This is a genomic window from Mycobacterium sp. NGS66 (genome assembly GCF_059812225.1).
The window spans coordinates 392,708-412,366 of record NZ_JCALCG010000003.1 but is presented as its reverse complement, the minus strand read 5'-3'; the positions used below and the strand labels follow the sequence as shown (position 1 = coordinate 412,366).

General features: G+C 65.5%; 19 protein-coding genes. 9 read left to right on the top strand and 10 right to left on the bottom strand.

The annotated features are described in order from the left end of the window. Positions 1-59: 59 nt before the first annotated feature. The gene (mbp1, locus tag AC5Y2L_RS09810) at positions 60-296 is read right to left on the bottom strand and encodes a microaggregate-binding protein 1 (protein ID WP_499933276.1); all 237 of its coding nucleotides are present in this window, start codon (positions 294-296) and stop codon (positions 60-62) included. Between the two features lie 245 nt (positions 297-541). Here mbp1 and AC5Y2L_RS09805 point away from each other — a divergent pair, with 245 nt between their 5' ends. From AC5Y2L_RS09805 to AC5Y2L_RS09795, 3 genes are all read left to right on the top strand, one after another. Next, the gene (locus AC5Y2L_RS09805; RefSeq protein WP_499933277.1) at positions 542-1,357 is read left to right on the top strand and encodes an SDR family oxidoreductase; all 816 of its coding nucleotides are present in this window, start codon (positions 542-544) and stop codon (positions 1,355-1,357) included. An 82-nt stretch (positions 1,358-1,439) separates the two neighbouring features. Beyond that, a complete protein-coding gene (locus tag AC5Y2L_RS09800) occupies positions 1,440-2,486 on the top strand; it encodes an SDR family oxidoreductase (RefSeq protein ID WP_499933279.1) in 1,047 nt (348 codons plus the stop codon). A 49-nt stretch (positions 2,487-2,535) separates the two neighbouring features. Further along, positions 2,536-4,329: a thiamine pyrophosphate-requiring protein gene (locus tag AC5Y2L_RS09795; protein ID WP_499933280.1), complete on the top strand. Its 1,794-nt coding sequence runs from the start codon at positions 2,536-2,538 to the stop codon at positions 4,327-4,329. Between the two features lie 3 nt (positions 4,330-4,332). Here the strand turns inward: AC5Y2L_RS09795 and AC5Y2L_RS09790 are convergent, their stop codons facing one another. Together AC5Y2L_RS09790 and AC5Y2L_RS09785 are read right to left on the bottom strand one after the other, a co-directional pair. After that, positions 4,333-4,989 (bottom strand): UdgX family uracil-DNA binding protein, encoded by a 657-nt coding sequence (locus tag AC5Y2L_RS09790; RefSeq protein WP_499933281.1) that lies wholly within the window; start codon positions 4,987-4,989, stop codon positions 4,333-4,335. A gap of 92 nt (positions 4,990-5,081) precedes the next feature. Next, on the bottom strand, positions 5,082-5,636 hold the full coding sequence (locus AC5Y2L_RS09785) for a hemerythrin domain-containing protein (RefSeq protein ID WP_499933283.1): 555 nt from the start codon (positions 5,634-5,636) through the stop codon (positions 5,082-5,084). Between the two features lie 223 nt (positions 5,637-5,859). Between AC5Y2L_RS09785 and AC5Y2L_RS09780 the strand changes: the two genes are divergently transcribed. Beyond that, entirely contained in the window at positions 5,860-6,855 is a 996-nt protein-coding gene (locus AC5Y2L_RS09780) for a hypothetical protein (protein WP_499933285.1), read from the top strand. A 37-nt stretch (positions 6,856-6,892) separates the two neighbouring features. Beyond that, a complete protein-coding gene (locus tag AC5Y2L_RS09775) occupies positions 6,893-7,318 on the top strand; it encodes a hypothetical protein (protein WP_499933286.1) in 426 nt (141 codons plus the stop codon). On the opposite strand, the gene AC5Y2L_RS09770 is transcribed toward AC5Y2L_RS09775, so the two are convergent. Together AC5Y2L_RS09770 and AC5Y2L_RS09765 are read right to left on the bottom strand one after the other, a co-directional pair. Then, positions 7,233-7,556 (bottom strand): hypothetical protein, encoded by a 324-nt coding sequence (locus AC5Y2L_RS09770; protein ID WP_499943796.1) that lies wholly within the window; start codon positions 7,554-7,556, stop codon positions 7,233-7,235. The genes AC5Y2L_RS09775 and AC5Y2L_RS09770 overlap by 86 nt on opposite strands. A gap of 1 nt (position 7,557) precedes the next feature. After that, the gene (locus AC5Y2L_RS09765; protein ID WP_499933287.1) at positions 7,558-9,048 is read right to left on the bottom strand and encodes a molybdopterin-dependent oxidoreductase; all 1,491 of its coding nucleotides are present in this window, start codon (positions 9,046-9,048) and stop codon (positions 7,558-7,560) included. Between the two features lie 161 nt (positions 9,049-9,209). Here AC5Y2L_RS09765 and AC5Y2L_RS09760 point away from each other — a divergent pair, with 161 nt between their 5' ends. Next, the gene (locus AC5Y2L_RS09760) at positions 9,210-10,670 is read left to right on the top strand and encodes an aminotransferase class I/II-fold pyridoxal phosphate-dependent enzyme (RefSeq protein WP_499933289.1); all 1,461 of its coding nucleotides are present in this window, start codon (positions 9,210-9,212) and stop codon (positions 10,668-10,670) included. Between the two features lie 97 nt (positions 10,671-10,767). On the opposite strand, the gene AC5Y2L_RS09755 is transcribed toward AC5Y2L_RS09760, so the two are convergent. Both AC5Y2L_RS09755 and AC5Y2L_RS09750 read right to left on the bottom strand, forming a co-directional pair. Beyond that, on the bottom strand, positions 10,768-11,265 hold the full coding sequence (locus tag AC5Y2L_RS09755; RefSeq protein WP_499933290.1) for an oxidoreductase: 498 nt from the start codon (positions 11,263-11,265) through the stop codon (positions 10,768-10,770). 49 nt (positions 11,266-11,314) lie between these two features. Next, positions 11,315-12,043, bottom strand: a complete 729-nt coding sequence (locus AC5Y2L_RS09750; protein ID WP_499933876.1) for a SigB/SigF/SigG family RNA polymerase sigma factor — start codon at positions 12,041-12,043, stop codon at positions 11,315-11,317. Positions 12,044-12,519: 476 nt separating this feature from the next. On the opposite strand from AC5Y2L_RS09750, the gene AC5Y2L_RS09745 reads away from it, so the two are divergent. Then, entirely contained in the window at positions 12,520-13,494 is a 975-nt protein-coding gene (locus AC5Y2L_RS09745) for a sensor domain-containing protein (RefSeq protein ID WP_499933292.1), read from the top strand. Positions 13,495-13,498: 4 nt separating this feature from the next. On the opposite strand, the gene glgX is transcribed toward AC5Y2L_RS09745, so the two are convergent. Both glgX and AC5Y2L_RS09735 read right to left on the bottom strand, forming a co-directional pair. Beyond that, a complete protein-coding gene (gene glgX / locus AC5Y2L_RS09740) occupies positions 13,499-15,658 on the bottom strand; it encodes a glycogen debranching protein GlgX (RefSeq protein ID WP_499933293.1) in 2,160 nt (719 codons plus the stop codon). A gap of 120 nt (positions 15,659-15,778) precedes the next feature. After that, positions 15,779-16,960, bottom strand: a complete 1,182-nt coding sequence (locus tag AC5Y2L_RS09735) for a zinc-dependent alcohol dehydrogenase (protein WP_499933295.1) — start codon at positions 16,958-16,960, stop codon at positions 15,779-15,781. A gap of 136 nt (positions 16,961-17,096) precedes the next feature. On the opposite strand from AC5Y2L_RS09735, the gene AC5Y2L_RS09730 reads away from it, so the two are divergent. Both AC5Y2L_RS09730 and AC5Y2L_RS09725 read left to right on the top strand, forming a co-directional pair. Beyond that, the gene (locus tag AC5Y2L_RS09730) at positions 17,097-17,414 is read left to right on the top strand and encodes a hypothetical protein (protein ID WP_499933878.1); all 318 of its coding nucleotides are present in this window, start codon (positions 17,097-17,099) and stop codon (positions 17,412-17,414) included. A gap of 188 nt (positions 17,415-17,602) precedes the next feature. Then, positions 17,603-18,598: an alpha/beta hydrolase gene (locus tag AC5Y2L_RS09725; protein ID WP_499933297.1), complete on the top strand. Its 996-nt coding sequence runs from the start codon at positions 17,603-17,605 to the stop codon at positions 18,596-18,598. A gap of 1 nt (position 18,599) precedes the next feature. On the opposite strand, the gene AC5Y2L_RS09720 is transcribed toward AC5Y2L_RS09725, so the two are convergent. Next, entirely contained in the window at positions 18,600-19,655 is a 1,056-nt protein-coding gene (locus tag AC5Y2L_RS09720) for a DNA topoisomerase IB (RefSeq protein WP_499933298.1), read from the bottom strand. Between the last annotated feature and the right edge of the window lie 4 nt (positions 19,656-19,659).

Sequence of the window (19,659 nt, the reverse complement as noted above, 5' to 3'; positions counted from 1 at the left end):
GTTTCGCTAACGGGTCCGGTCCTCGGCCCCGAAGGGCGAGGACCGGACCCGTCGGTGAACTACTGGTTTTCTTTCTGGCGCTGTTCGGCGGCCTCCGCGCCCCCGCGGGCAGACGCCGCTTCGGCCTCTTTCTTGGCCGCATCGCGCTGCGCGTCCGCCTTGTCCTGCTGCGCCTGTCCTTCCTTGCGGAGGTCGTCGCTGCCCGTCACGGCTCCGCCGACCTCCTTGACCTTGCCCTTGACGCCCTCGACGACTCCCGAGACGCCCTCGGCCGGTCCGCTCTTTTCATCCCCCATGGGGTTTGTCCTTCCTCGTGTATCGAGCTTGTACTCATTGGCCGCGAACTGGGTTGCGGCACGACGCGTCCGATGCTGATCCGGACGCAGATACGGACTTCCCGCGCCGGGGTGCGTCAAACACTTTCCGCCCAACGAGACACGTTCGGCCAGGTCAGTGGGCTGGCCTGAGCGCATTGCGATTGATCGGCAGTTCCTCGTTTGGACGGTGTTTCCCCGGGTATCTGCACTTTTCGGCGGGCTTGGTGGCCAGAGAAGGGGGCACTCTCACGATCACGATCGCTGTCATCGGAGCCAGCGGCACAGCCGGAACACGCGTCGTTGCCAGGCTGAAGGGCCGCGATGTGGCCATCGTCGAGATTGCCCGCGCCTATGGCGTGGACCTGGTCAGCGGCGACGGCTTGAACGAGGCCCTGGCGGGTGTCGACGTCGCCATCGATGTCTCCGACCCGCGGCCGCCCGACGGCCATTGCGACCTCGTCGAGACCGTCACCACGGCCGCCCGCAACCTGGTCGGAGCCTGCGCGGCGCAGGGCATCCAGCGGGTGGTCGCGCTGACCATCGCCGGTATCGACGATCCGGCCTTCGACGCGTTCCCCTACTACGTGGCCAAACGCGCAGCCAAGGAGATAGCGCTGACCAGCCCGGTGCCGGCGACCATGGTGTCGTCCACCCAGTGGTTCGAATTCGCCACCAACCCGGCCGCGGTGACGTTCAACGGACGCGACGTTCTGGTCGAGGACTGGCTGATTCAGCCGATTGCCGCCGATACCGTGGCCGATGTTTTGGTCGAGACGGCGCTGGGCCAGACCCCCACCCCGATTACCATCACCGGTCCGCGCGACATCCGGTTACCGGAGCTGACGTCGAAACTGCTGAGCCACAACGGCGATGACCGTCGCGTGCGTGCTGTGCCGCCCGCGCTCCCCGCGCTCGGCACCGGGGCGCTGCGGGCTCCCGAGCACGCGGTAGTCCTCGGTCCTGATGTCGACGGGTGGCTCGGCGCTTCGCCTCCTGACGGCAACGCGAGTCGCACCGCCCGGGAGGGGGGTGAGCACTGAAATCACGTGATTTCACAATCGTGCCGTAGGAAATTGTTGCCGGCGCGAATAACGACCGAATATTGGGGGTATCACGACCTTCGTGACTGGGAAAGATCTGCGTTCGGGCCAAACTGTTGTCGTCACCGGTGCCAGCGGCGGAATCGGGCGGGCAACTGCCCGAGCGTTCGGCGCGCGCGGCGCGCAAGTCGGCTTGGTCGCCCGCGGCGAGAAAGGACTGGCCGCGGCGGCCCGCGAGATCGAGGCGGCGGGCGGCAAAGCGGTGGTCATACCGACCGACGTGGCCGACCCGGAGCAGTGCGAAGCGGCCGCCGAGGAAACCGAACGGGCCTTCGGTCCCATCGACGTGTGGGTCAATGTTGCTTTTACTTCGGTCTTTTCGCCGTTCAGCGAGATCACTCCGGCGGAATTCCGGCGCGTCACCGAGGTGAGCTACCTCGGCTACGTGTACTCGACGATGGCGGCCTTGCGCCGCATGAAGTCCCGAAACGCGGGCACCATTGTGCAGGTCGGCTCCGCGCTGGCCTACCGGGGAATTCCGTTGCAAAGCGCCTACTGCGGCGCCAAGCATGCGATTCAGGGATTCAACGAAGCTCTCCGCTGCGAACTGCTGCATGAGGGCAGCAAGGTTCGCGTCACGATGGTTCAGATGCCGGCGGTCAACACACCGCAGTTCTCCTGGGTACTGTCCCGGCTGCCGCGCCAAGCCCAACCGGTTCCCCCCATCTACCAGCCCGAGATCGCTGCCCGCGCAGTGCTGTATGCAGCGGACCACCCGCGGCGGCGTGAGTATTGGGTGGGCGGCAGCACAGTAGGGACGTTGGCCGCCAATGCCATTGCGCCGGGCCTGCTCGACCGCTACCTCGCCCGGACCGGCTTCGACTCGCAGCAGACCGAAGATCCTCGCCCACCCGATCAGCCGGCCAACCTGTGGGAGCCCGCCGACGGCAGCGAGGGCCGCGATTTCGGTGCGCACGGCATCTTCGACGACCAGTCCACCAGCCGCAGTGTCCAGCTGTGGGCCTCCCAACACCACGGCCTGCTCGGCGGCGCGGCTGTCCCGGTGGTGGCGGCCGTTGCCGGTGCGGCCGGAATGACCGCGCGCCAGTTGCGCCGCTGGCGCCGATGACTGCGCGCACTCGCCGCCGCGTGAACTGCTCTGCCTAGGAGGGAAATCAATGTCCAAACAAGAAGTCAGCGACTACCTGCTGGAGCGGTTGCGCGCCTGGGATGTCCAGCACGTCTTCGCCTATCCCGGTGACGGAATCAACGGCATCCTCGCCGCCTGGGGGCGGGCCGACAATCAGCCGATGTTCATCCAGTCGCGGCACGAGGAGATGAGCGCGTTCGAAGCGGTCGGCTACGCGAAGTTCACCAACCGGGTCGGCGTGTGCATGGCTACGTCGGGACCCGGCGCGGTGCACCTGCTCAACGGTCTGTACGACGCCAAACTCGACCACGTGCCGGTAGTCGCCATCGTCGGGCAGACTAACCGCAGCGCCATGGGCGGGTCCTACCAGCAAGAGATCGACCTGATGAGCCTGTACAAGGACGTCGCCAGCGACTACGTCCAAATGGTCACCGTCCCAGAGCAATTGCCCAACGTCTTGGACCGCGCCATTCGGGTGGCGCTGACCCAGCGCGCCCCGACCGCGCTGATCATTCCCGCCGACGTTCAGGAGCTGCCGTACTCGGCTCCCACCCACGCCTTCAAGATGGTGCCGTCCAGTTTGGGCGTGGAATGGCCGGCCATCGCGCCCGACGACGCCGCGATCGCGCGCGCGGCCGAGGTTCTCAACGAAGGCAAAAAGGTCGCGATGCTGGTGGGCACCGGCGGGCGCGAAGCACGCGACGAACTCGTCGAGGTCGCCGAGCTGCTGGGCGCCGGCGCCGCCAAGGCGCTGTTGGGCAAGGACGTGTTGTCCGACGAATTGCCTTGGGTCACCGGCTCAATCGGCTTGCTGGGGACCAGGCCGAGCTATGAGATGATGCGCGACTGCGACACCCTGCTGACGGTGGGATCCAGCTTCCCCTACACCCAGTTCCTCCCCGAGTTCGGGCAGTGCAAAGCGGTGCAGATCGACATCGACGCCCGGATGATCGGAATGCGCTACCCGTACGCGATCAACGTGGTGGCCGATGCGAAGGCGGCACTGCGTGCCCTGATCCCGCATCTGCGCCGCAAAGAAGACCGGTCGTGGCGCGAGACCATCGAGGCCAATGTGGCGCGCTGGTGGGAAACCATGGAGATGGAGGCGGGTGTCAGCGCCCACCCGGTCAACCCGCTGCGGCTGTTCTCCGAGTTGTCCCCCCAGCTGCCCGACAACGCGATCATCACCGCAGACTCCGGGTCGGCAGCCAACTGGTACGCGCGAATCTTGCGGTTCCGCGGCAATATTCGCGGTTCGCTGTCGGGGAACCTGGCGACGATGGGGCCCGGTGTACCGTACGCGATCGGTGCGAAATTCGCTCACCCGCAACGGCCTGTCATCGCGTTCGCCGGCGATGGCGCCATGCAGATGAACGGCATGGCCGAGCTGATCACGATCAAACGCTATTGGCAGCAGTGGGACGATCCACGCCTCATTGTGGCCATCCTGCACAACAACGACCTCAACCAGGTCACCTGGGAGATGCGAGCCATGGCGGGCGCGCCGAAATTCGTGGAATCCCAAGCACTTCCGGACGTCGACTTCGCCGGGTTCGCCGCAGGCCTTGGGCTCAATGCGTTGTCCGTCAAGGATCCCGAGGAACTCGGCAATGCCTGGCGCGAGGCGCTGTCGGCGGACCGGCCGACCGTGCTGGACGTCTACACCGACCCCGACATGCCGCCGATCCCCCCGCACGCCACCTGGGAACAGTTCAAGGCGGCCACCGCCGCGGTGCTCGCCGGCGATGAGAACACGGCAGGCTTCGTCAAGGTGGGCCTGAAGACCAAGGCGCAGGAGTTCCTGCCGCACAAGAAGAAATAATCGTCAGCGGCGCTGGAGGTCTGCGCTGCGCAGGTCCTCGACGAAGGACTTGTACACTTCGTCGCGATTATCGCTGCGATCGCGCAGCACCGCGGACGGGTGCACGGTGGTCACCACAACCGGTTCCGACGGGACTTGCACGCCGATGTCCGGGGGCAGCCGCGTGGCCTCGCCGCGGTGGGCGGACACCCGAAACGCCGTCCCCAACAGCGACTGCGCGGCGGTGGCGCCCAGGCACAGGATCACCTGCGGCTGCACCGCCTCGATCTCGGCGAGCAGCCACGGCTGACACGCAACGACTTCGATACGGCCGGGTTTTTCGTGTATCCGCCGTTTACCGCCCTTACGGGTGAACTTGAAGTGCTTGACCGCGTTGGTTTGGTACGTCGAGGCGGGATCGATTCCCGCGTCTTCGAGGGCGCGAGCCAGCAGCCGACCCGCAGGCCCGACGAACGGCATGCCCGCGCGGTCCTCCTGATCGCCCGGCTGCTCGCCGACCAACATGATGTCCGCCCCGGGCTTTCCGTGCCCGAAGACAGTTTGGGTGGCGTTCTCGAAAAGTGCGCAGCCCCGGCATGATTGAGCTGCCGCCTGCAACGCGTCCAGCGAGTGTTCTTCGGGTAGGTAGCTTCGCGCACCGGTGGGCTTGGTCGTGCTCATGGGAGTCAGGCAGCGAGCTCGGGCGCAATCTCTTCGCACGACAGTGACGTCATGGCCCCTGGGCATACCCCTGCCCGTCGACCCGAAACCGGTCAGCCCTTTCCGACGATCGCGTCGCGGGCGCGGTCCAGCATCGCGGCGAACGGGCCCGCGACCAGGTTGGCTAGTTGCGATTCCACCCCCGGATGCGGCCTGGTGGGCGCGATCGCTTCGGCAAGCTTGGCCGCGCGGCCCATCTTTTCCAGCTCGTCCCTGCTCAATTCGCCTGCCAGCCGGGAGAACTCGTCGGTTTCCTCATGCTCGGCGTGGTCCAGGACGGCGTCGCGCAGCTCAGTGAGCACGCGGGTGAACTCCGGACTGTCGACGTCGAGCTTCTCCAGCTGCTGCAGCTTTGTCTTGGCTTCGTGCTCTTCTCCGAGCCGCTTGTCCACCACCACTTCGCCGTTGGCGATCTTGCGCTTGGCGCGCGGGTGGACGATCTCTTCCTCGACGGTTTCGTGTACCGCGAGCAGTCGCCGCAGTTGGACGAAAGCACGCTCCCGATCTTTGCCGTTGGCCGACAGTGTCTCGGCGAACAGCGTCTTGATTTGCTCATGTTGGCTGACCAAGAAGTCGACCACATCGGTGGGCGATGAAGCTGCGGCCATGGTGTCCTCCTCAATAGTGCTCTCGATAGTGCTCAGCGGTCGGATTCCGGCGCGCGGGCGCTGTGGCGCACCGCGGGGTCGGCTACCCGACCAACCGGACGCCCAAACGTTGTGTAGCAGCCCCCGGCCCCGGGTACTGCATCCAAATACGGCATCGCGGAAGGACGGTGAGATCGTGGGCCGTTGGCCATGGCTGCTGCGCGTGGGAGCGTGCGGCGCAGTCATGGTTGCTAGTGCGTGTTCTGCCCCGGGGACGTCGCTGGAAGCCGCCCCGGCAGTCGTCACGTGGTCGGTCGGCACTCCCCTGCACAACCCGGTGTGGTCCTACCGCCTGCACTCCCTCGTCGCGCTCACCGACGACCACCGGCTGGCCGAGATCACCCCGGGTGACAGTCCTCAAGCCGCCAAAACCCGGGTGTCGGGCCCGCTGGCGGCCGGACGCAACCTGCAGATCAGCCAGAAGGACGACCGAATCGTTTATGTGCCGCAGCCGGATCGGGGCAGGGTGGCCGGGGTGGACCTGGAAAACCTGCGGCAGGTGGACGATTTCGACGCCGGCCCGGCCCCCGACTATCTGTCCGAAGATGCCGGAATGCGCATACTGCTCGCATTGTCCGCGGACGGCATGTCGGTGACGCCGGTGGAGCAGTATGGCCTGCGGAAGCTGCCGACCGCCAAAGTCGGCGATGATCCTGCCGATACCATCGACGGCGCCAACCGGGGTCGCGACATCGATTACCACCTCTTCGGACCGTCGGGCATCCGGCACTACAAAGGTCCCTCGTCGCCGCCGGAGGAACGAGGTTCACTGGGCATCGATGTCGCGGTGGCCGCCGGTGACGGCACCGCGGTGGGCCGCAGCTACGTTGCCGGACACGACGACAACGTGCTTTATGCGGTCGACGCCGGTCGCGGCGGTCACGGCCTGACGGTGCTCGCCAGCACCCGGCTGCCGGCGCCGATTCGCGCGCTGGGAACCGATGACACCCGGATCTACGCCGCCACCGACCGCGAGTTGGTGGTGCTCGAAACCGCCAGTTTCACCGGCTTTCCGCAGCAGACGATTCCGGTCATCCGTGTCATCGACTACCGGGCAGCGCTGCCCGCTGGGGCGGTCAAATCCGCGCGTGTGTCCGGCATGGCCATCGGCCCGCACCGGGTCTATCTCACGCTGGCCGAAACCGGGAATGTGGTCGGCGTCGCCAAACCACAGCTATGACCCGACCAGACCTACGACGAGGCGCGAGGAGAAACCGATGAGTGTGACGCAACACCGCAGTGGCGCAGAGCACGCCAACGCGACGGTCGACATCGACGCCGACGTCGAATTGCTCACCGAACAGATCAATGCGCTCAAAGAGCTTGGCGGCCAAGGCCAGGTCAGCGAAGGGCAGCGCTACGACTTCAGCATCAGATGGGGAACGATACAGGCGGGGCGGCTACGCCGGCTGGTGCATTACAGCGCGTTGGGCATGCTCACCGACGCCGACGAACGCAGATTTCAGGAGCTGTGCGCCGAGTTGCGCTCGCTGTCCGGGTTGATCGACCGGTTCCGGCTCGCTCAGCCGGTTTTCACCGAGGGCAAGCCCGCCAGGGCTAAGCGCCACCGGGCGCCGAAGCAGTCCAAGTCTTCGCCCGGCACTCCTGCCCGTCGTCCAGAAATTCGCTCTCCGGCAGTCTGATTGCAGTTCTCGGCTTGGCGCAGTCCGGGTTGCGGCAGCTGAGCGCGACCAGGTAGGCGTCGACATCCTCGTCGAGAAACAGGAAGCCCAGGTACAACGCCGATCCGACGTCGAATTCCTTTCCGCCACAGGATTCGCAGTAGCCGCCCTGCGCTGAAACACGGCTGAGCACGCGTTCGCGCGCGGCATGATCGAGAGCGACCAGCTCGGGACGCAACATCACATCGTCGGCGTTCATCTCAGATCTCTACGTCTTTGTCGTAGTGGACATTGTCCTCACGCCAGCCGCCCAGCCCGTAGCCGATGCCCCGGTAGTCGTCGATGAACTCGATCTGGTTGATCCACTTGACCATCTTGAAACCGACCTGAGTCTCCACCCGTAACCGCAACGGCGCACCGTGCTTGATAGGCAACGGCTTTCCGTTCATCTCGTACGCCAGAATGGTTTGCGGCTTATAGGCCAGCTGGAGATCCATCACCTCGTAGAACTGTCCCTCCCCCTCTGCACTCGGTTCGTCACGTCCACTATCCTGCATGCTCAGACAGCACACGTACCGTGCCTGGGGCAGCGGTCCCACCAGCTCGGCGAGCCGCGCCAGCGGCAATCCCGTCCACTCCCCGATGCTCGACCAGCCCTGCACGCAGTTATGCAGCACCCGTTGGGTTTCCGGTTGCGCGAGCGCCCGCAGCGCGGCCAGATCCAGGGTCACCGGCCGTTCGACCAGCCCGCCGACCCGCAACCGCCAGTCGACGAAATTGTGTACCGCCATCACCTTGTACTCGTTCGAACACGGCGGCTTACCGTTGACCCGATGTTCCTCGGACAGCATCTCTTTCGGATAGTTCTGTCGCGAGTTCAGCGGCCGCAGCACGATCAGCCGGGCCCGCGTCACCACCGCGCCCAGCAGCCGGCGCACCTGGACCGGCCGGCGAAGGCTCCACACCGTGGCCGCGACGTGGATGGCGACAATCACGCCGATGATCACGAACGACAATGCCGTGGCCCAATTGATGTTTCGGACCGAGCCGAAGATCATCGTCGCGTTGAGTTGCCCCCAGCTCCAGAAGAACACCATCGACAGGTGGATGACGATGAAGACCACGAACGCCAGCAGCCCCAGGAAATGCAGGCTGCGTGCACCCTGCCGACCACCGAATAACCGCACAAACCAAGGGAATCGGGCCTCGAACGCCGGTGCTTGCGCCGCGCCGGTGAGAATCTGAAACGGAGCGAGCAGGAAGATGACGGCGGCGTAGGTGAGCTTCTGGATCGCGTCCAGCGGTTCGCCGGGCAGCAACGGCGGTAGGTTGAACGACATGTAGGTGACGATGTCGTTGTAGGCCTCGCCGAAGATCGACCACGAATACGGCCAGTAGCGGTGCCATTGGCCGGTGGCGAACAGCAGCACGTAGTACGAGAGGCCGACCGCAATCCAGCCGATCACCGAAATGAAGTGCCAGTGCCGGCCCATGCCGAGCTTCTTGTGACCCGGCAGTGCCACCAGTGAGCTGTAATCCTCCTCTTCGTCGAGGGTGTCGAAGAGCTTGTCGGTCGGCATTTGCTTGGTGGTGAAGCGTGCCCACTCGGTGCCGGGCTTGCTGTCCTCACGCCAATACAACTTGGGGTGGGTGGAGAGGATCTCAATTCCGCTGCGCAGCAACAAAGTCAGGAACAGCACGTTGAGCCAGTGGTCGACGCGCAGCCATGCCGGGTAGTCGAGCACAGTCATATCTTGGGCAACCTGAGCCGAAAGATCATCGGCCATAACCCCGCTAGGCCCATTTCTGATGCTTACCCGCAGGTGTTCGGTTCAAACCGGATACCGGGCACCACGCTAAGGGTGTCAGCCGGCCCGGATTGACGCCTTGGGCACGGGGTACCCGCCTGGTCATGGATCAGTCACAGACACCCCTGTTGGACGCGCTGGCCGACTATCACCGCAGTAACCGCTACGGCTTCACCCCGCCGGGGCATCGGCAGGGTGTCGGCGTGGACGAGCGTGTCCTTGCCGTATTGGGCAAGGAGCCGTTCCGCAACGACATTCTGGCCACCAGCGGGCTCGACGATCGGCTGTCTCGCGGGAAGTTTCTGGCGCGCGCCGAGGAACTCATGGCGGACGCCGTCGGCGCGGATACGGCCTTCTTTTCCACATGCGGCAGCTCGCTGTCGGTGAAGGCCGCAATGATGGCCGTGGCCGGTGGCGCCGAAGGGGGATTGTTGGTCGCCCGCGACAGCCACAAGTCGGTCGTGGCAGGCCTGGTCTTCTCCGGCGTGCAGCCGAAGTGGATTGCGCCGCGCTGGGACTCCGAACGGCATTTCTCTCATCCGCCCTCGCCCGAACAGGTGGAGGCCGCGTGGGACCAGAATCCTGACGCCGCCGGAGCTCTCATCGTCAGCCCGAGCCCCTACGGCACCTGCGCCGACATCGAGGGCATCGCGGAGGTCTGCCACGATCGCAACAAACCGTTGATCGTCGACGAGGCGTGGGGCGCACACCTTCCGTTCCACGAGGACCTGCCGACGTGGGCGATGGACGCCGACGCCGACGTATGCGTCGTCAGCGTCCACAAGATGGGCGCGGGATTCGAACAGGGTTCGGTGTTTCATCTCCAGGGTGAGCTGGTTGACCCGGACCGGCTGTCGGCATGCGCGGACCTGCTGATGACGACCAGCCCGAACGTCATGGTGTATGCGGCCCTTGACGGTTGGCGACGTCAGATGGTCGAGCACGGGCACGACCTGCTGGCGGCCGAGCTCGACCTGGCCGGGGAGTTGCGTTCCCGTCTTGGCGAGATCCCGGATCTGCACGTGCTCGAAGACGAGCTGCTCGGCGAGGAGGCGTCCTGCGACCTGGATGTGACGCAGGTGCTGATGGACGTCTCGGACACGGGAACATCTGGATACCAGGCCTCAGACTGGCTACGCGAACACTGCCAGCTCGACCTCGGCCTGAGCGATCACCGCCGCATCCTGGCCACCATGTCATTCGCCGACGACAAGCGCACCGCAGACCGGCTCGTCACCGCGATGACCCAGTGGCGCAGCGCGGCAAAGGAATTCGACAAGCCGCCGCAAATAGCGCTGCTCTCCCCCGAAGAGTTGCAACTGGAGACCGCCCTGCTGCCCCGCGACGCGTTCTTCGGGCCGACCGAGATGGTGCCCGCGGAGAAGGCCGCCGGTCGCATTGCCGCAGAACAGATCACGCCGTATCCGCCGGGCATCCCCGCCGTCGTGCCCGGCGAGCGCCTGAACGACGCCGTCATCGACTATCTGCGTTCCGGTGTCGAGGCCGGCATGGCCCTGCCGGACCCGGCGGATCAAAGCGCGCGGCACTTCCGCGTGGTCGCCTGACGGCCCGCGCCTGCTATCGCGAAAGTGCAACTGCCGACCCATTTCCCGAGAGCGAACGTCGGTAGTCGTACTTTCGCGGCGGCTAGTTGTCCCGGGCTCAGTCGTTCCACTGCTGCCGCTGCGGATAGGCCACGTTGATGCCCAGCAACACCGACCCGTGCACCCCGATGAAGGCCGCCGCGAACGCCAGCGCAAACGTGACGGGCACGAAGTCCCATCGTCCGGTCAGCGTGGCCAGACCGGGCAGACTCACGATCCGGGTGCCCACGGCGACCGCGAGGAAGACCAGCGCCAGCAGGTCACCGAAATACCAACCGGCCTGTGCCACACGGGGATTCCTGCCATAGCCGATACTTGCGGCGACCGCGAGGCATCCGGCGATCATCGCGATGGCATACACGACGAAGTAGGCGGGCAGTGCCGGTTCGCCGGCCACCATGTACCCGTGGGCCGTCGCGATGCCCAACAGCAGCGCCGCGCCCAACCCGGTTACCAGCCGGGGCAGGTCGAACGCAACGTAGCCACCCAGACTGAGGATGCGAAACAGGCGACTGCGATGCCAGCTCTCTGGCCACGTCTCGACGAGAAGGCCCACGGTGGCTAGGTACCCGACGACGCGGGGCTCAAACCAGAGCGCCCGGCGCCTACTCGAGCTGGTCGCGCAGGCGTTGCAAGGTGTTGGCCAGGATGCGCGAGATTTGCATCTGCGAGCAGCCGATTCGCTGGGCGATTTGGCTTTGGGTCATCGACTCGAAGAAGCGCATCTGCAGGATCTCCCGCTCGCGCTGCGGCAGAACGGCGACAAAGGCGCGCACCGCCTCACGGTTGGTGATGTGGTCGATCTGCGGGTCGAGCTCGCCGACCGACTCGGCGACCATCCGGCTGCTGCCCGAATTGACGGCACCGACGGGTGCGTCCAGCGACTCGAGCCGATAGCTCTCCCCCGCGACCAGGCATTCCACCACCTCCTCGCGCGAGATGCCGAGCATCTCCGATATCTCGGTGGCGGTGGGCGCGCGTCCCAGATTCTGGACCAAAGCCGGGGTGGCCTTGCCGATCTGGACGTGCAGCTCACGCAGCCGCCGGGGCACTCGCATGCTCCAGGTATGGTCGCGGAAATGCCGCCTGACCTCGCCCATCATGGTGGGGACCGCGAACCCGATGAAGCTGGGCCCCTTGTCCGGGTCGAATCGGTTGATGGCGTTCATCAGGCCTACCCGCGCGACCTGCACCAAGTCATCCAGGTTTTCCCCACGACGCGCGTAGCGACGGGCTACGTGGTCCGCCAACGGTAGGCACCGCACGACGATGCATTCGCGCTGCCGCGCGTATTCGCGCGATTCGGGCGGCATCGTGCGAAGCGCCAAGAACATGTCGACGACATCGTCATAGGAATCCCCGGACGATGCTGCGTCGGCCCGCCGCCGGGGCCGGTCGGCGGCGATCACGTCGCTGATCGGGTTGATCGCCGTAAGGGCCAGGTCTTGCGTCACCGGCACACTTCCTGTCAGTCCTACGCGGCAGCCATCCCCGCACATGAACCGTGGGCGTTGTCCTCCCACGGTCCTCCCACTGCACTGGGATCCGTCGGTACGGATCGACTACCTGCGGCGCACGGCCTACTGGGTCCGGGGTGACCGGGAATGTTGCTGCCGCAGCCACGCAGCCCGGCAACCGTGCGGATACCGACCGCTTTGGGCTAAACGGCGAAGAGAGTCCGAACGGACTTAATCGGTAAGTGTACGCCACGACAACAAACCGGCGCCCGCGATCGCGACCGGACCGATCACGTCGCGACTATTGTCGAGGCCATGCTCCCCACGATGCGGGGTCATGAAGGACCGCTCGCGTGAGCAACCCTCAGGATCCCTTCGGGCGCAACCCGTTTAACTACGATCCGTTCGGCAGCCTGCCATACGGACCGCCGGTAGAACCGCTGGAGGACTACCCCGAGCCGGTCGAACCGCCGGTGAACGCATTGGCGACGTTGTCGGTGGTGTTCGCGTTCGTGTTCGCGCCGGCCGGAGCGATCCTGGGGCATCTGGGGCTTGCTCAAATCCGTCGCACCGGCGAAGGCGGCCGTCAGCGGGCCCTGGTGGGGGTGGCGGTGTCGTACGCATTCATCACCCTTGCCGTCATCGCACTGGTCTGCTGGGCCGCCGTGGCCACCATCAGGTCGAACCAACACCCAGCACCCAGCGTCGCGGGCGCCCGTCCGCCCGCGCCGACGGTGGCGCCGGTCGACCTGGGCGGGTTGCTGCCCGGCCTGCCCGACGTCAGAAGGATCACCGGTGACCAGAGCCTGACGCCCGGCAAGACCTGGGACCGGATCGCCGCCAACAGCCGGGAGGGACGCATCGACCGCCCCGAGTGTTGGGGCAGCATCGGCCCGGCCAGTTCGGACGCCTATCAGGTCGAAGCCGTATTCGGTTATCGCGCAGCAGAATTCACCGACACCAGCAACGCGGGAAATGCCCAGCAGGTGGTTGCGGCGGTGGCCGCTTTCCGCGAGCCCGCTGCGGCCGCAAAGCAGCTGACGCAGTTGCTGGCCGGATGGCGTCAATGCGGCGGGGACGTGCAGGTGACCCTTCCGTCTGGGCAGATCCTGACGTTCGCCGTGGGCGTTCCCACCGAGGCCGGCAACGGCATCACCACGCTCGAAGTGGAGACCAAGGGCCTGCGGCGCTCCGTCCGGGCCATCGCGGCCAAGGCCAACGTGGTCGTCGACGTGAACGTGTCCTACGCCGCCACCGGCACTGGCACGGATCGCGCGAAACCGGCGGTGGGCATCGCCAACTACGTCCTGGGCAAAATACCGGGCTGAAGCACTAAGGTGTGGCCGAGTCGTCGCGGGCCTGCAACACCACCGCGGTGTGCGCGTCGACGGTGAATGTCTCCGCCGCGCTCAGTTCCTCAGGGGGCGCCGCTTGCTCGCTACCGGTGAACACCACGGTCCTCCAGCCGGTGCCGAACTCCTTCGGCGGAACGGCGAACTCGATCGGCTCGTAGTGGGCGTTGAAGCACAGCAGGAACGAGTCGTCGATGACTCGTTGACCGCGCTGATCGCGGTCGAGAATGCCGTGGCCGTTGAGGAACACCGCGACCGATTTCGCGAAGCCGGTCCCCCAATCGTCTTCGGTCATCTCGGTGCCGTCCGGGGCGAACCACGCGATGTCGGGCAGACCGTCCTGGCCGCGCCGGCCCACCGGTTTGCCGCTGAAGAAGCGGCGGCGGCGGAACACCGGGTGGTTGCCGCGCAGTGCGGACACCGCGGCGGTGAACTCGAGCAGTCCGGTGTCCGCTTTGTCCCAGTCGATCCAGGTGAGCTCGTTGTCCTGGCAGTAGCCGTTGTTGTTGCCGTTCTGGGTGCGGCCGAGCTCGTCGCCGTGACTGATCATCGGCACGCCCTGCGACAACAGCAGCGTGGTGATGAAGTTTCGCTGTTGGCGCGCGCGCAGCTCGTTGACACCGGCGTCGTCGGTAGGCCCTTCGACCCCGCAGTTCCAGGACCGGTTGTGGCTCTCGCCGTCGTTGTTGTCCTCGCCGTTGGCCTCGTTGTGCTTCTCGTTGTAGGACACCAGGTCGCGCAGCGTGAAGCCGTCGTGGGCGGTGACGAAGTTGATCGAGGCCACCGGCCGGCGACCGGTGTGCTCGTAGAGATCGGACGATCCGGTCAGCCGGTAGGCGAACTCGTCGAGCATGGCCGGCTCACCGCGCCAGAAGTCGCGCACGGTGTCGCGGTACTTGCCGTTCCACTCCGTCCACTGCGGCGGGAAGTTGCCCACTTGGTAACCACCCGGCCCGACGTCCCACGGCTCGGCGATCAACTTGACCTGGCTGACCGTCGGATCCTGTTGCACCAGTTCGAAAAACGTCGCCAGCCGATCCACGTCGTAGAACTCCCGGGCCAGGGTGGACGCCAGGTCGAACCGGAAGCCGTCGACATGCATCTCGGTCACCCAATAGCGCAGCGAGTCCATGATCAGCTGCAGCGCATGCGGGTGCCCGACATTGAGGCTGTTGCCGGTTCCCGTGTAGTCCATGTAGTAGCGCTTGTCGTCGTCGACCAGTCGGTAGTAGGCGGCGTTGTCGATACCGCGCATCGACAGCGTCGGGCCCAGGTGATTGCCCTCGGCGGTGTGGTTGTAGACCACGTCGAGGATCACCTCCATGCCCGCCTCGTGCAGGGTGCGCACCATCGCCTTGAACTCCTGGACCTGACCTCCCGGTGAAGTGGCGCTGGAATATTTGGGGTCCGGCGCGAAGAACGAAATGGTATTGTATCCCCAGTAATTCGTCAGGTTCTTTTCCACCAGCGTCGAGTCGTTGGCAAAGTGGTGCACCGGCATCAGCTCGATCGCGGTGATGCCGAGGCTCTTGAGGTGCTCGACGATCACCGGGTGACCGACGGCGGCGTAGGTGCCCCGAATCGGTTCCGGGATGTCGGGATGTGTCATGGTCAGGCCCTTGACGTGGGCCTCGTAGACGACGGTGTCGGCGTACTCGTGGTTCGGTGGCCGGTCGATCGCCCAGTCGAAGTAGGGGTTGATCACCACCGACTTGGGCATGCTGGCCGCCGAATCGTCGTCGTTGCGGCTGTCCGGGTCGCCGAAGTTGTAGCTGAACAGCGACTGATTCCAGTCGAACGTCCCGTCGATGGCCTTCGAGTACGGGTCGAGCAACAGCTTGTTGGGGTTGCACCGCAGCCCGGCCTCGGGCTCGTAGGGGCCGTAGACCCGGTAGCCGTAGCGCTGACCGGGCTCGATGGCCGGCACGAAACCGTGCCAGACGAAGCTGTCCACCTCGGGCAGCGTTATCCGGCTTTCGGCGCCGTCGGCGTCGAACAGGCACAGCTCGACGCGCTCGGCCACCTCGCTGAACACTGCGAAGTTGGTACCTGCTCCGTCGTATGTCGCGCCCAGTGGGTATGCCTTGCCCGGCCACGCTTCATCGCTGGGTGTGGGGGCGGGGCCGGCTGCGCTGGTCATGGCGCACTTCATACCCGAGCAGCGGGGTTGTCAAACCGCGCACTATCCTTCCCGGCGACCAGTCGATGCGCTAAATACCATGTCGCCCATTACTTTTGACGTGCCTGCCGGGTTCAGATTTCAGGGCTTCAGCATCACCTTCACGGCGCCGTCCTGCTTTTTCTGGAAGATCTCGTAGGCGTGCGGGGCCTGGTCCAGGGGCAGCACGTGGCTGGCGAAGGAGTCCACGCCCAGCGGATCGCCGTCGATGAGCAGCGGCATAATGTCGTCCACCCACTTCTTGACGTTGGCCTGCCCCATCCGCAGGGTGATCTGCTTGTCGAAGAGGGTGAGCATCGGCAGCGGATCGGCCATGCCCCCGTAGACGCCGGCCAGCGAGATGGTCCCGCCGCGCCGCACCACGTCGATAGCGGAGTACAGCGCGCTGAGCCGGTCCACGCCGGCGGTCTGCATCATCCGCTTGGCCAGCGCATCCGGCAGCAGGGCGGTGGCCTGCTGGGCCAGCCGCGCGGCGGGAGACCCGTGCGCCTCCATCCCGACCGCGTCGATCACCGAATCCGTGCCGCGCCCGTCGGTCAGATCCCGGATCTGCTCGCCCAGGGCGACGTCGAGCCGGCTCAGGTCGATGGTGTGGATGCCGCGCTGCGCGGCACGGGCCAACCGCTCGGGCACTAGGTCGACGGCGAACACCCGGTAGCCGAGATGATCGGCGATGCGGGCGGCCATGTCGCCGATGGGGCCCAGGCCGAGTACGGCGACCGTACCGCCGGGTGGGATGTCGGCGTACGCTACCGCCTGCCAGGCGGTCGGTAGCACGTCCGACAAGTAGACGAATCGCGAATCCGGCTGTCCCACCGGAACTTTGATGTGCGTGAATTGGGCTTGGGGCACGCGCAGCAGTTCGGCCTGGCCGCCGGGAACTTCGCCGTAGAGCTCCGAATAGCCGAACAGTGCGGCCCCCATCCCCTGGTCGCGGACCTGGGTGGTTTCACATTGGGTGTAGAGCTGCTTGCCGCACATGTGACAGCTGCCGCACGAGATCTGGAACGGGATCACGACCCGGTCACCGACCCGCAGGTTATCCACCTCTTTACCGACCTCCCGCACGATGCCCATGGCTTCGTGGCCGAGGATGTCGCCCGGGTTCATGAAGGCGCCGAGGACCTCGTACAGATGAAGGTCTGAGCCGCAGATGTTCGTCGAGGTGACCTCGATGACGGCGTCGTTGGGTTGCTCGATCGCAGCGTCGGGAACCGTCTCGACGCGCACATCACGCTTACCCTGCCAGGTAACGGCTTTCATAGAAACTCCTGCTCTGACGCTGTGGCGGATACCCTCCTGGCGGCGGTCAAAACGCGGGCGCCGATCCAGCGGTAGCGGTTTAACATCTGCCGATGACGGGCAACCGGGCGTCGTGGAAACCGACAACTCCGATGACATGTTGGAGCAGTCAGAGAGCCTGGACTCCGACGAGGTGCGCAACGACGACGGCGACGAGGTCGTCGATCCGCCCGACGAGTGGATCAAGGCCGAGGAGAACGAGACGCTCGACGAAAAGCTGGCCGCTGAGACGCCCGACGACTCAGATGTCAGCACCCCCTCGAGTGAGGCTCACGACGCGCGGGCCGGTGGCGCATTCAACGTAGTCGGCGACGACGACCTGGACCGGATCGATCCAGATCGGCACGGCCGCGAGCGCGGCCAGATCGACGGAACGCCGGAGGACGGCGAATCCTTCTACAACATCGAACGTTAGCGCGACTGCCTGGCGAAATTTGCCGCCTCCCAGCCTCACTCAATGCTGTAGGCGATTCCTTATGAAGCCGGAAGTTGGTCAAACCGTGACGTTTGCGGCGTATTCGGCCGGGTATACGCCTTAACAACGTTAAGAAAGTTGACCTAATGTACCGAAAAGCCGCAGCGCATACGGGATTGAGAGGCTCAATGCGTCGGACCATCCATAGGCGTCGCAGCGTGCAGTCCACTGCGGTAGCCGTAGCTTGCCGGGCTTTTGTGAAGAACAGTATCCGGATTTGGGCACTGAGCCCAAACCTCAACTGGCCGTTCGCCGCAATCGACTATTTGGCCGGTCTGGCGCCGCGGCGCGGGCACGCGACGATCCGGCCCGTCCAACTCCCGAATTGCAAAGCCGAGTTGGTCACTGGCCGAGGCGTTTCCGGGTCGCGAGCGGTGCTGTACCTGCACGGCGGTGCGTTCATGGTTTGTGGACTCAATACCCACCGATCGCTGGTGGCGCGTCTGTCCAAGGCGGCCGACGCCGTCGTTCTCAATGTCGGCTATCGAATGCTGCCCAGGCATGCTGTCACAGACGCGCTTTCGGACAGTGTCGACGCCTGGCGATGGCTACGGCGCCAGGGGTATCCACCAAGCAGCATCGTGGTCGCGGGCGACTCCGCGGGAGGCATGTTGGCATTCATGCTCACGCTGAACATGATTGAGTGCGGCCCTGATCACGACGAGGCCCTGCCGGCAGGCATCGCGACCATATCGCCCCTGACTGATTTGGGCTCGTCGCGTAGGTTGACTCATCGCAACGCCCGCCGCTGCGCGATGTTCAGCGGCCGGGTCTTGCCGGCATTCGCCAAATACGTTGAGCGCTGCCACAAGCGGCTTTCCGCGGACGGCTCACCTCTGGTACCCCCGGTGGATGCCGACTTGTCCCAGCTGCCCCCGGTGGCAATTCACGCCGGCGGCGACGAATTGCTGCTGCATGATGCGGAATTGATGGCGCGTCGGCTGGCGCAAGCCGGGGTCCGGTGCGACTTGCACGTGTGGCGCGGACAGATCCACGACTTCCCTTTGGCCGCCGACATTTTGCCGGAAGGCCGCCGCGCGATAACTTACCTCGGCAACTTCATCAATGAAGTGACCGTCCCGGCAGAGACTCTCGCGGTCTCGACCAACACGCCGGCGGCCTGACTCACGCCGTCTTGGCCAGTGCCGACGCGCCAGACATGTTCCCGCCCTTGGCTATTCGGCGAATCATCGACGCGGTCGCCTTTTCCAGCATCTCCTGCGCCGCGCCGGGGCGACGGATCCGCGCCGCGCGTTGCGTTGCCGCGGCGATCGTTATCCCCTGTTCGTAGCCGGTGACAACGCGCGGATCGACGTAGGAGCCGCGCGCAACTGCCGGAGTATTCCCCAGTTCCTCGGCGACCTCACGCATCACAGCCGCTTCGACGCGTTTGGCGACCCGCCGCGACACGGCGGGATCGGCCTCGGCGAACGCCGCGGCGGCCAGCACCGTGCCATGCCAAGTGCGGAGGTCTTTGACGGAGTATTCGTCGCCGACAAGTTCTTTGAACCGCGTATTGAGGTCTTCGGCCCGGACTTCCACCAACTCAGATCCCGTCCGGCACACCAGTAGTCGTCGCGAGCGCTCGGCTTGGCGCTGCAGTGACCGCACCGCACGTACGACCTGGACGTCCTCGATCTCGAGCGTGCGCCGCACCCCGCTTTTGGCGGGATAGTCGAATCGCACTGCGCCGCCGCGGACGGTCACATGCTGACACTGCAGCGTGGCAATGCCGTAGGACTCGTTCTCCTCTGCGTATCGGTCACCGCCCGCCCGAAAGTAGCCTCGGTCAAGCAAATACAGCGCCAACGCCAGCACCCGGTCGCGGGACAACCCGCGGCCCGCCAGATCTCGGGCGATGTGCTGTCGCCACGCGGGCAATTCCTTGGACAACTCCAGCACGCGATCGAACTTCTCTTCCGAACGCTCTTGCTGCCACGCGACGTGGTAGAGGTACTGACGCCGTCCGGCCGCATCCGTGCCGACGGCCTGGATGTGGCCGTTGGGGTAAGGGCTGATCCACACCTTTTTCCAGGCCGGCGGGATGACCAGATCCTTTATCCGCTGCAGAGTCTGCGGATCGGAGATCTGATCACCGTCGGGGTCGTAGTAGGCGAAACCCTTTCCCCGGCGCTTCCGGGCGATTCCTGGCTTGCTCACCACGCTACGACGCAGGCGCATGAGG